Below are 11,875 nucleotides of genomic sequence, written 5' to 3' on the forward strand. Positions count from 1 at the left end.
AATAATAGATTGAAATTTTCATTTGAAAGATTGCTTGGTTCAAAAAGTGAACTGGCGCTGGTGCTGGGGGTCTTTGGAATTCTGGTTGTATTGTTTACGCCAGTCCCCTCAGCAGTTCTAGATTTCTTACTCCTTTTCAACTTGTCTATGGCAATTCTTATTTTGCTATTAACATTTTATATGGACAAACCTGTTGAATTTTCAACATTTCCAGCCATTCTTCTTATCGCAACACTCTTAAGGTTGTCGTTAAATATAGCAGCGACAAGGCTAATTCTGAGTAATGCTGATGCAGGACAAGTTATTGAAGCAGTAGGCGACTATGTGGTTGCGGGAAACTACATCGTAGGTCTTGTTATTTTCTTTATCCTAATTATCGTTCAGTTCATAGTTGTAACCAGCGGTGCTCAACGTGTGGCAGAAGTTGCGGCACGATTTACTCTTGACAGTATGCCTGGCAAGCAAATGAGCATTGATGCTGATCTAAATATGGGACTGATCGATGAGACTGAAGCTCAAAAAAGAAGAAAAGAAATAGAAAAAGAAGCGAATTTTTATGGATCTATGGATGGCGCTAGTAAATTTGTAAAGGGTGATGCTATTGCCGGAATCATTATTATTCTCATTGATATTGTAGGCGGATTAGCGGTTGGAATTGCGCAACTAGGTATGAACTGGGGAGATGCTCTTCATACCTACACCCTTATGACTGTAGGTGATGGTATTGTCACCCAAATTCCCGCTCTAATAATATCCACAGCGACAGGGATTATTATTACAAGAGCTTCAAGTGATTCTTTCTTAGGAAAAGAAATTGGAAGTCAGCTAGGTAAGCACCCAAAAAGTTTAGTGTTAGTGAGCCTGGCGTTAATTTTCTTTTCAATATTGCCTGGAATTCCAATTTGGCCAGTAGCAGTACTGTTGTGTATTTTCATTCCAATCATAATTTTGATAGCGAAATCCAACGATACTAGTGAGGGAGAAGAAGCAGCAATTCCTCTGGCAGAGTCAACAGATGTAGCAGTTCAAGTTGCCAATTATAATGATATCACTGTAGAACCTATTGAGATCGTATTTGGTGAAGAGCTGGGGGAGTTTGTTTCGAAAGATACGATTTTTGTAGAAAAAGTTAAAGCTTTTAGGCGCCAGTTTATTGAAGAAATGGGTATTGTTATACCTAACTTGAAGTTGTCCACCTCGATTAATAAGGAAAAAAATAGTTACGATTTAAAATTGTTTAACTCTGTGGTGGCAAGTTCTAGTTGTTTTCCAGACAAGACTCTTGCGATTTCAACAGGAAGTAAAATATCGATTTTAGGTCTGGAAACCAAAGACCCGTCTTATGGATTGCCTGCTGTTTGGATAGATAATTCACAAAAAGAGTTAGCCGTACAGCAAGGGCTAACTGTAGTTGATCCAGTTACTGTGTTATTTACTCATTTCAGTGAAATTATCAAAAGAAACTCAGAAGAACTTTTAACTAGAAAAGAAACTGAGCTACTGCTTGGAAGAGTAAAGGAGACACAACCAACTCTTTATGATGAGCTGATTCCAGAACAGCTCTCATTAAGTGATGTACAAAAAGTTTTGAAATTACTAGTAAAAGAAAAAATACCCATTTCAAATATAGAGCTAATTGCAGAATCTCTAGTCGATAAAGCGAGAATTACTAAAGATCCAGCAACTTTGGTCGAATCAATAAGGCAACAACTGTCAAGAGTTATCTGCGAGCCCTTATTAAATAAAGATAATACCTTGGAAGTTATAACGATAGATCCGAGTCTAGAGCGGAAATTGTTTGAATCAATTAATTATGATGAAACACCAGCTAGCATAAGGCTTGATCCAGCCATAGTAGAGAAATTCATAAAGAATATATCAAAATCAGTAGAGCAAATGATAAAGGCTGGGAATAAGCCTGTACTACTGTGCACAGGAAATTTACGAATGCATATAAAGAAGCTAACGGAGAGATACCTTCCGCATTTATTCGTTATTTCTTTAAATGAAATTCCCGGCAATACAAATGTTAGATCTCAAGAAATAGTTAGTTTAAAAGGCAATGGCTTCTCGGCAAAGGATAAAATAGCATGAAAATTGATGGTATCTCACAAATATTAGCGAGCCTACACGGTGACATAAATCAATTGAGTAATGTTAGTCAAAACCTAGCCAATGTTAGCACGAATGCTTACAAAAAAGGATTTGCAGTAACCTCAGTTGCCATGAGCGAGGATAGGGCTCAAGCAGTCAACCAAGATTTGACTACTACGATCAGAGAGAGTGATTTCTCACAAGGAGTATTGAAAAGTACCGGAAGAAATTTACATTTGGCAATCGAAGGTAGTGGTTTTTTTTTAGTAAACGATGGAACCGATTACTGGTTGACGAGAAAAGGGGAGCTAAGTATCGATAACCAGGGATATTTAACCCTTTTGAGTGGAGCTCGCCTTCAAGGCTTACAAGGTGATATTGCGTTGGAGCCAGGTGAGTTTGATGTCGATGAGACCGGTAATATCTACCAAGGAGAAAAAGAGTTCGTGGAGCAACTTTCTATGTTCAACGCACCTTTAAATAGCTTAGTAGAGGGTAAACCCGGAATGTATAAAAGTTCGTTAATGGCATCCACTGACCAAATTCATGTTCGGCAAGGATTCCTAGAAACATCAAATGTAGATCAATTACAAGAAATGGTTAAATTAATGGAGTTAGTTAGACATTATGAGGGAGGGTACCAAGTGATACAGAGCTATAGCACGATCATGGATGAAGCTATATCTAAAATAGGAAAAGTGTAGTCAGTAAGAAAAACCTGGGAGAAGCACATGATAGATGCTCTATATATTGCGGCAACAGGAATGAGAGCGGAAGCATCTCAAATTGATGTCATCTCTAATAATATGGCGAATTTGAATACACCGGCGTATAAGCGCCAAAGTGTTAGTTTCGAAACTTTAGTGCAGCAAACAGCAAGTCTACAGTCAAACACCCTACGTTCGAAAGGCATGGGATCAGTGGCAGATAGAGTTATTACCTCTTATGAACCTGGCAATATCCAGCCATCCCAAAGCAATCTGGACATCGCTATATCGGGTAAGGGGTTCTATGAGGTAGAGCTTCCGAATGGAACTTTTGCATATACCAGAAATGGACAATTCCAACTGGATGAACATGGGTATATAACAACCTCAGATGGTTATCGCCTAGCTGATAGAATTCAAGTCCCGCTCGATGCATCTGATATTTCTATTGATATCTCTGGTGAAGTGACGGTTACCTATTCTGATTCCTCAACCGACTACATTGGACAGATCACCTTGGCTGGTTTTTCAGCTGAACAAGATTTAGATGCAATTACCGGAGGTCTATACGTATCAACAGATAAGTCAGGAAATGCATATTATTCATCTCCAGGAGAGGATGGATTGGGTGTAGTTCGGCAGAATGCTATAGAAAAGTCAAATGTAGATTTAGTTGAGGAAATGCTGAGCCTAACTATGGCCCAACGTGCATATGAAGGAGGCTCACAAATTATACGAGCAGCTGATGAAATCATGAAAATAAACAATTCATTGAGAGTGTAAAAAGTGAGAGCTTGGACAGTTTACATACCTATTTTTATAGTTCTTTTATTTGTGCACTCTGCGCACAGTGAACAGAAATACTTAAGGTTGTATCCGTCTGCCGTACTTGGAAAAAATGGTATAGCTTTAGAAGATTTAGGGAAGACCAACACGAGTTTGCTTAAGAATCAAGTGCTATTTATTCCACAGTATCTGAAACTAAATCAGTCAATTAGTGGCTTTTGGTTAAGAAAGAGTGATATTTCCGAGCTCCTTATACAACAATATCCCGAACATTCATTTTCGATATTGGGCCCTGACGTAATTAAAGTTAAATGCCAAATGACTGTTTTTAACGAAAAAGAACTACAGGAAAAAATAAAGAGTGTTTATAAAGAAGAGCTCTTAGAATCAAAAGAATTTTCTGTAAAGATCTTACAAAGAGCTGAAAATTTAAATGTTTGTAATTCCTTTGACAAGTACCATCTGAGTAGATCAGTCAAGGGCGAATTACGAAAGATAGAAGCAATAACAATTTCTTCTTTAGGACATCTTAAGCAGCCAAGTATCACGACAGTTTGGGTTGAAGTAGAAGATTACCGAGATGTATTAACAGCAGCAGAAAATATAGAACAGGGAACTCACTCTTCAAGTATTAGAGTAAAAAATAGTCTGGTAGATGTCACAAAAGTTAAGGGCGTAACTATAAAAGAAGTTCCCGCGGATACACGTTTGCAAAGAAATATCGGCATTGGTCAAGTGCTTGTGAAGGATAATTTTGAATCCATACCGGACATAGAATCCGGCGACACAGTTCGAGTAATTTCAATTGTCAACCAAGTCAAGGTATTCACTACCGGAACGGCTATGTCTGATGCAAACCTGGGTGAATATGTATCAATTAAAGTTGATTATGGGCAAAGTTACTTAGAAGGAAAGGTTGAAAATAATAAAACTGTAATAATTATGGAAGAGACATGAAGTTTTTGAAGAAAATATCAATTTTGTGTGTGACTTACTTAGCGTTAATAGCTGATTTTGCAAACAGCGAATCACTGTTTAATGAGGTTACATTTGAACCTTTGATGTCCGATTATAGAAGTGTAAATATTGGAGACACCGTGACAGTGGTTGTTGTGGAGTCTTCCCTTGCAGCTTCTAGCGAAGCAAACAGCACGAGTGCAGATGCAGGATTATTTGGTGCCATTAATAGTGGCTATAACTTCAAAATTAAGAATAAAGTATTTGATGCTGAAGCAGATGTTGCTTTAGGCTATGGAGCCAATAAAGGATCAAGTAGTAATAAAGACGGTTTACTTCAAGCGGTTATTACTGCAGAAATTGTAGAAATCCTGCCTACCGGTAACTTAGTTATTGAAGGAAGACAGCACCTCGTGGTTAATGGAGAGGACCAATATATATCAATATCCGGCATTGTTAGTCCTTTATATATAGATGCAGATAATACGGTCAGTTCAAATAGAATTAGTAGAGCTAGAATAATTTACTCTGGTGAGGATCCACAGGCTATCACTGTTTGGCAAAAATTTACCCGTATTTTCTGTTGTTCTTCTGGGTCCCTTTTAGGTAGTGCAGAGGATAAATATCAAGCAAATCATCAGTTTGATAATGCCCTCTATGAGAAAAGTAAGTAAGAATTTTAGAGATTTTTAGCTATGTTCAGATATAAGTATATATATCCAAGAACGTTATTATTTATATTTATAGCTTTACTATCACAACCCTTGTTTGCCTCTGTCAGGCTTAAAGAAATTGCTCGAATAGAGGGGGTTCGAGAAAATGCGTTGGTTGGTTATGGATTGATAGCTGGCTTAGCAGGTACAGGAGATACAAGGAGGTCCAGTTCTACAATACAGTCAATAACAAATACTTTAGCTAGATTTGGAATATCTGTTAATGAGGACGATATCAGCAGTCGAAATGTTGCTGCGGTTATAGTGACCGCAACGCTACCTCCATTTAATCAGCCGGGCGATACGATAGATGTCAATATATCATCTATAGGTGATTCACGGAGCTTAATTGGTGGAACACTTTTAATGACACCTCTTACTGGAGCGAATGGCGAAATTTATGCACTGGCTCAAGGGCCAATTTCAGTGGGTGGATACTCGTATGGATTAAACGGTAATGTCGTTCAAAAGAATCATCCAACGGTAGGTATTATCGCAAACGGGGCTACCGTTGAGAGGGAAGTTACCACTAGATTAGTTAAAGATGGGTACTTAAGTGTAGTTTTATCACAGCCTGATTTCACCACAGCAGATAGAGTTACGAAAGCGATACAATTAAATTTTCCAAGTTTACATACCGTAACTCGCCATGCCGGAAAAATAGATGTTTCAGTACCCGATAACAGTAATCTAGTTGAACTTTTGTCGAAGATAGAGAATATATCAATTAATCCAGATATTACGGCAAAAATTATTATAAATGAAAGAACAGGAACTGTTGTATCTGGCGGTTTTGTAACTATCGAAGCAGTATCAATATCGCATGGTAACTTGGAATTAAGTATCGCTACAGAATATACGGTTTCACAACCGAATATACTGGCTTTATCAACAAAAAATACCTCTTTTAATGGTGCTAATTCTTCGCCCATATCCACAGTAGTTTCTCCAAAAACAAACTTACAAGTTCGAGAACAGGGATTGTTGGCAGTTTCATTACCTCGAGGTAGTACCGTTAATGATTTAGTTAGAGCACTGAAACAAATTAACGTTAGTACGAGGGATATGATTGCTATATTGCAAGGCATAAAAGCAGCTGGTGCACTGCATGCAAAACTTGAGATTCAATAAAGGTAAAATAATATGGCAGATCTAATAGGAAGTGTAACTTCAGAGATCTTGACAAAGTCTATAAATAGAACAGTCATGGAGAATAAGTTAATCGGAAATGATATAGCAAATATTGATACAGTCGGTTATGTAGGAAAAACTACATCCAAAGGAGTACTTTATCGTGAACTAGCAGAGCTCATTGAAAATCAAAATACCGATGAACTTGAGTGGTTGGCGACTAATTGGGAGCCAAGAAGTGAAATAAGCTCACTAGAGGTTGTAACTTTAGAGCGACAGATGACAAGATTGGCTGAGAATACTCTTTTATTTGAGTCATTAATCACCGCGAAATCAAAATTGTCAGAAATATTAAAAGCAGCAGTTAGAGAGGGGCGCTGATGAGTTTAGATAGCTTTTCAATTAATTTAAGTGGTCTAAATTACCACAGACAAAAAATCGACTCAGTAGCGAGTAACATAGCTAATGCAAATGTCGTTGCAAAGAATAAATCCGAAGCCTACAAAGCGATAGATGTTGTAGCCTATTCCTCTCCAGAAAGTATAGCAAAAGGTGTAGAAAATATATCAGTTATCGAGAAGAATTTGGAAGCTGGCAAGGTTTACTCGCCCTCTCATCCATTTGCAGACGCTGATGGCTATATTTATCGGGCAAATGTAGATATTGCAGAAGAGATGGTTGAACTTATGACTTCTATCCGCTCATATCAGGCCAATATTCAAGCTTTGGAAGCTTCGAAGAAACTTATACAGCTGTCTATAGATATGGGTAAACGATAATGAGCGTAAACGAAATTGATTCAATATCCTATTTGGGATATTTAGGTCCACAGAAAATAAGTAATAACGATGACAATAAGGAAAGTTTTATTGATGTTATGAGCGCTATTGTGCGAACTGCTGATGACAAATATCGTAAGGCAGAAGAGTTGTCTCTTGATCTAGCTGCGGGAAACTTAGATAACGTACATGAAGTTATTGCAAGTATAAGTAAAGCAAAGCTAAATTTTGACTTGGTTGCCCAAGTAAGAAATAAACTTCTTGAAGGATATCAAGAAGTAATGAAAATGCAGATATAAGGGATTCATCTCATGCCTTTTGATTTTAAAAGCAACCAGATGAGAATTATTTTATTTTTCATTATTGTTTCTGTGTTGATTGCCTTAATTTTAATTTTCCTTTTTAATAAAGGAAAGCCCGCTTTAGCATACGACCTCACAAATGACGAACTTGTCAGGGTGGCTGATGAGTTAGCTAGGGAGAATATTGCTTTTGATATAGAGCGAGGTACTGGTTCAATCTATGTTGATCAAAATGATCTATCCAAGTCAAGGATGATTGTTGCTGGAAGTGGAGCGTTAGGACAGCAAAATATAGGGTTTGAAATTTTTGACAGTTCGACCTACGGCCTTACTAATTTCTCCCAACGGGTTTTTTATCAAAGAGCTCTCCAGGGTGAGTTAGAGAAATCAATTAAGACACTGGCAATCGTTCGTAGTGCTAGAGTACACCTTGTAATACCTGAATATAAGGCTTTTCGCAAAAATAGCGAAGATGCGAAAGCTTCAGTAATACTTGACTTAAAAGATGGAAATACACTAGAAACTAAAGAAATTATAGGAATACAGTTTCTATTGTCTTCCGCAGTTCCCAATTTAAACTCAGAAAATGTAACCATTATGGATGTAATGGGGCGCCTCTTATCGGGTCAGGATGATGGGATGTTTGGGGGATCGCAATACATGGATCTGAAACTGGAAGTGGAGCGCCACTATCACGAAAAGATTTCTAGATTGTTTTCTGGAATCATGAAACCTAATAAATTTGAAATTGTAGTTGATGTTACGCTTGACAATACAAAAAGAGAAAGCACAAAGAATGGAGTCGTTCCGTTATCGGATTCTGAAGCAGGTTTGTTAATTAACAGTAAATCGGATAGAAAGTTCAGAGAAAAGAAAGCTACGCCTTCAACAATAGGGTCCCTGGATGGACAGGGTGATTCTATTCTTTCAGAAAGTATTGAAAATAGTTATCAATATACAACCGAGCTGGTAAAAACCAAAGAAGTACCTGGGGCGATACAAAAAATTAGTATTTCAGTAATTCTATCTAAGGATATTGAGGACTCAATAGTAGGTAAGCTAGAAAATCTAATTATAAATAGCGCTGGACTGGACTTGAAACGTGGAGATAGGGTTTCAGTTGAGAAAATTATACCGGTCGAGATTGTGGCTCCACTGCATACAGAGATAACACAGGTTAACAATGTACATTTGCGCAATCAAGTCAAGCTTAAACAGCCTGATGTTACAGACAAAGCTTACTTCAAACTGTCTCAGGAAGAAATATTGAGATTATTACAGCAGTACTGGTTGTATATTTTGCTGATTGTAATAGTTTTTTCTGTCTGGTTTATAAATTATAGGAAAAATAGAATATCAAAGCCTGAAAGGGAAGCGCTGTTAGAAGACATCAGATTGTTTCTGGTTGGTGATATTAAAGAGGGAAGAAAAAATGTTATGTAGTGGAGGAAAGATACTTTTACTTAAATATTTATCACTCTCCAATTTTGATAAGCTATGGATTCAGTTTAAGTTAAGCATGGAGGAGAGAAAGTTATTTGCCAGGAGTTTGAAGACTGTTGATGGCGATAATATTAAGAATATCAGTTATAAAGAAATGCAAGGATTGGTTGATGAAGTTATGAAATCAACCAATATGCATTTTTCTAAAAAAAAATATTTTGATAATAGACTCCCTGCTTGTGTTTCGAAAATTATTGTCGGTAATGGTAACGATATTGCAATTGTCGATGATGAACTTTCTAGTCACCTAAAGGTGGTTTTGGAAGAGCTCGTTCGCCAGGAATTAAAGGGGACCACTAATGCCTAAGGTGATGCGTGGATCTGCAATATCAGTATCAGGTGTATATAGGCCAACTACGGATGTGAATAACACACTGGAGATTGAGGAGTATTCTGTTACAGAAAGAACCACTGAAATTTATCCTGATCTTACAAAAAAAATTGAAATCCTGGAAACAGAAATAGGCGAGTTAACTTCAGATATCTCTAGAAAAGAAGCCAAAATTCAGGAGTTGGAGTCTCAGCTGACTACAATAAGAATAGAGATGCAAGGAATCTTGTCGTACTGTGATAAAAATGTAGCTTTGCAACAGTCCTCAGGGTATAGAGACGGGTATCAGAAGGCACAACTAGAAGTAAACGCAGAAAAGCTTGCGTTAGAAAAGAAGTACGGTCAAAAGGTTGAAGAAGAAATTGACTTTATTAAGAAATTATCGACTGAAATTCATTCAGATGTGGACAAGCTGTTCGTGCTTCTAGCCTTTGAATCGTGCTGTAAAATTTTAGGAAGAGAATATTGCAAAAACGAAGGAATTATAGCTGTCATTAATTCAGCTTTAGATAACCTCAGAGCCTCAAACGAGGTGAGAATTTATCTTCATGAAGCAGATTATCTAAGATTGTCGGAGAATTTGGATCTTGTACGGGAGATTGCTGGAAGCCAAGTAAAGCTCATGATGAAAAATAGCCTCCCAGTAGGGGGGATTCAGGTAGAACATGATCAAGGCTTATGGGACATTGGCTTAGGGATACAGATGTCGGAGATTAATAAACTAATATCCGAAGCTATAAATAATGAGTTGAGCTACTGATGATTTGCACAGATCTCCTGATACAATCTATTCAATCGTCATTAACAATATCAAAATACGGCAAAATTGTTGGCTTCCATGGGAGCACATTTTCTGCTGTGGGATTGGATTCTTGTGTTGGGGATATTTGCTTAGTCAGCAAAGCTACTGGAGGTGAGAAAGTTCAAGCAGAAGTCATTGGTTTCGAAGATGATAGATTATTGTTGATGCCTCTAGGTTCAATTGTAGGACTTAGAGCTGGGGATAAAATAGAAAAGGGAGATAGGGTAAGCACGGTTAATTGTGGTGAGCATCTCATAGGGCGTGTGATAGATCCTTTCGGTTCTCCTTTGGATGGCCGAGGGGAGGTTAGAGGCTCGGCAATAAATATTGCTAACTTTGCTACTCCGGTAAACCCATTTTCTAGAGAGAAAACCTCTGAGATTGTGCATACGCAAGTACCAGTAATTGACTCCCTGTTGACAGTAGGATTTGGACAGAGAATAGGTATATTTTCAGGCAGCGGAGTTGGGAAAACTACATTACTGGGAGCTTTACTAAAAGGGGACAATTTTGAGATTAATGTTATAGCCCTAATAGGGGAGCGAGGTAGGGAAGTTACAGAGTTTGTTGAAGACGTTCTCGGAAGTGAAGGACTTTCAAAGTCAATTATTGTTGTTGCAACACCTGATCAATCGCCACTGGTAAGAGTTTATGCAGCAATTACTGCTTCAAAAATTGCAGAATTTTACTGCAAGCAAGGGAATAATGTTCTGCTAACTATGGACTCAATAACACGTCTAGCCATGGCGCAAAGAGAAATTGGTCTATCTCGAGGAGAGCCGCCATCATTTAAGGGATATACGCCATCCTGCTATTCAATGCTTCCCGATCTTATTGAGAGGGCTGGAAATTTTAAAGAGCGTGGATCGATAACTGCTTATTACACGGTTCTTGTGGAAGGGGATGATATGAGTGATCCAATAGCTGACTATATGCGTGGAATCTTAGACGGTCACTTCATATTGAATAGAGAAATTGCCGCACAAGGCAAGTACCCAGCCATAGACCTGCTAAATAGTGTAAGTCGTTTACTTACTGTTTTGGCCACCAAAGAAGAGCTTAATGTAATTAGAAAAATAAAGAATAGTCTTTCCTTGTTTGATGAGGCTAAAACTATGATAAAAATAGGAGCTTATAAAAAGGGTGATGAACCGGACTTGGATAAATCAATTGTGGTAAGCTCTAAAGTTGATCAACTTTTATATTCCGGAGAGAGAAATTATCGGGATGTAATTCTAAAAGAGTTCGAGAAATTAATTCTAGAGCTATCCCTTTAGGCTTGATCTCAGTAGAGTATTGCAAGTGCTTAAAAATATAAAATATTTAAGGGAAGAAGTTCAATCACTAAGTGTTTACGCTAAGATGATTGAATATAAGATTTTTGAACTGAGTAGAACCAAAAAAGAAATTAAGCAAAAAATTCACAGTCTCTCTAATAAAATCCAGGTTGACACAGCGTCTTTAGCTGAACTTGAAGTCCAATATTTAGCTTTGTTGGAAAGTAGAGGCGCTAGCCCACACGAGATAGGAGTTCTTCATGGATACATTTCTATACTTGGAAAACGCATCAAGGTGAATAATGAAGAACTGGTGGATAAAGAGAGAAAACTAAAATCACTTAAAAATGATATTTTTGATAAAAGTATAGCTCTTGATGAACTTGGCTTTATATGCAAGGGAAAAAAAATAGCTTTAAAACTTAAAGAGGAGGCTGAATCTATTAATTATTTAAATAATATTTCGTCTCTTTCTTGCATACAGGAAAAATAG

Annotated in this window: 14 protein-coding genes; all 14 read left to right on the forward strand. The window is 37.5% G+C overall.

Annotated features, from left to right (window positions below; translation table 11 throughout):
- Positions 1–9 precede the first annotated feature (9 nt).
- The 14 genes from ACJJIN_RS00030 to ACJJIN_RS00095 are packed head-to-tail and all read left to right on the forward strand — an operon-like array spanning position 10 to position 11,875.
- Positions 10–2,094, forward strand: a complete 2,085-nt coding sequence (locus ACJJIN_RS00030; RefSeq protein WP_444896396.1) for a flagellar biosynthesis protein FlhA — start codon at positions 10–12, stop codon at positions 2,092–2,094.
- On the forward strand, positions 2,091–2,798 hold the full coding sequence (locus ACJJIN_RS00035) for a flagellar hook-basal body complex protein (RefSeq protein WP_444896397.1): 708 nt from the start codon (positions 2,091–2,093) through the stop codon (positions 2,796–2,798). Before ACJJIN_RS00030 ends, ACJJIN_RS00035 begins: the two co-directional genes overlap by 4 nt.
- A 27-nt stretch (positions 2,799–2,825) precedes the next feature.
- Entirely contained in the window at positions 2,826–3,584 is a 759-nt protein-coding gene (locus tag ACJJIN_RS00040; protein WP_444896398.1) for a flagellar hook-basal body protein, read from the forward strand.
- Positions 3,585–3,587: 3 nt separating this feature from the next.
- On the forward strand, positions 3,588–4,544 hold the full coding sequence (gene flgA / locus ACJJIN_RS00045; RefSeq protein ID WP_444896399.1) for a flagellar basal body P-ring formation chaperone FlgA: 957 nt from the start codon (positions 3,588–3,590) through the stop codon (positions 4,542–4,544).
- The gene (locus ACJJIN_RS00050; protein WP_444896400.1) at positions 4,541–5,218 is read left to right on the forward strand and encodes a flagellar basal body L-ring protein FlgH; all 678 of its coding nucleotides are present in this window, start codon (positions 4,541–4,543) and stop codon (positions 5,216–5,218) included. The genes flgA and ACJJIN_RS00050 overlap by 4 nt, the downstream gene beginning before the upstream one ends.
- A gap of 21 nt (positions 5,219–5,239) precedes the next feature.
- Entirely contained in the window at positions 5,240–6,388 is a 1,149-nt protein-coding gene (locus ACJJIN_RS00055; protein ID WP_444896401.1) for a flagellar basal body P-ring protein FlgI, read from the forward strand.
- Positions 6,389–6,400: 12 nt separating this feature from the next.
- Positions 6,401–6,769, forward strand: coding sequence for a hypothetical protein (locus ACJJIN_RS00060; RefSeq protein ID WP_444896402.1), 369 nt, complete (start codon positions 6,401–6,403; stop codon positions 6,767–6,769).
- Positions 6,769–7,167 (forward strand): flagellar basal body rod protein FlgC, encoded by a 399-nt coding sequence (gene flgC / locus ACJJIN_RS00065; RefSeq protein WP_444896403.1) that lies wholly within the window; start codon positions 6,769–6,771, stop codon positions 7,165–7,167. Before ACJJIN_RS00060 ends, flgC begins: the two co-directional genes overlap by 1 nt.
- Positions 7,167–7,466 (forward strand): flagellar hook-basal body complex protein FliE, encoded by a 300-nt coding sequence (fliE, locus tag ACJJIN_RS00070; RefSeq protein WP_444896404.1) that lies wholly within the window; start codon positions 7,167–7,169, stop codon positions 7,464–7,466. The genes flgC and fliE overlap by 1 nt, the downstream gene beginning before the upstream one ends.
- A gap of 12 nt (positions 7,467–7,478) precedes the next feature.
- Positions 7,479–8,912, forward strand: coding sequence for a flagellar basal-body MS-ring/collar protein FliF (fliF, locus tag ACJJIN_RS00075; RefSeq protein ID WP_444896405.1), 1,434 nt, complete (start codon positions 7,479–7,481; stop codon positions 8,910–8,912).
- Entirely contained in the window at positions 8,902–9,279 is a 378-nt protein-coding gene (locus tag ACJJIN_RS00080; protein WP_444896406.1) for a hypothetical protein, read from the forward strand. The genes fliF and ACJJIN_RS00080 overlap by 11 nt, the downstream gene beginning before the upstream one ends.
- Positions 9,272–10,063: a FliH/SctL family protein gene (locus ACJJIN_RS00085; protein ID WP_444896407.1), complete on the forward strand. Its 792-nt coding sequence runs from the start codon at positions 9,272–9,274 to the stop codon at positions 10,061–10,063. The genes ACJJIN_RS00080 and ACJJIN_RS00085 overlap by 8 nt, the downstream gene beginning before the upstream one ends.
- Entirely contained in the window at positions 10,063–11,382 is a 1,320-nt protein-coding gene (locus ACJJIN_RS00090) for a FliI/YscN family ATPase (protein WP_444896408.1), read from the forward strand. The genes ACJJIN_RS00085 and ACJJIN_RS00090 overlap by 1 nt, the downstream gene beginning before the upstream one ends.
- 25 nt (positions 11,383–11,407) lie before the next feature.
- Entirely contained in the window at positions 11,408–11,875 is a 468-nt protein-coding gene (locus ACJJIN_RS00095; RefSeq protein ID WP_444896409.1) for a hypothetical protein, read from the forward strand.

It is taken from the genome of Microbulbifer maximicatervae (SeqCode) (assembly GCF_052467505.1).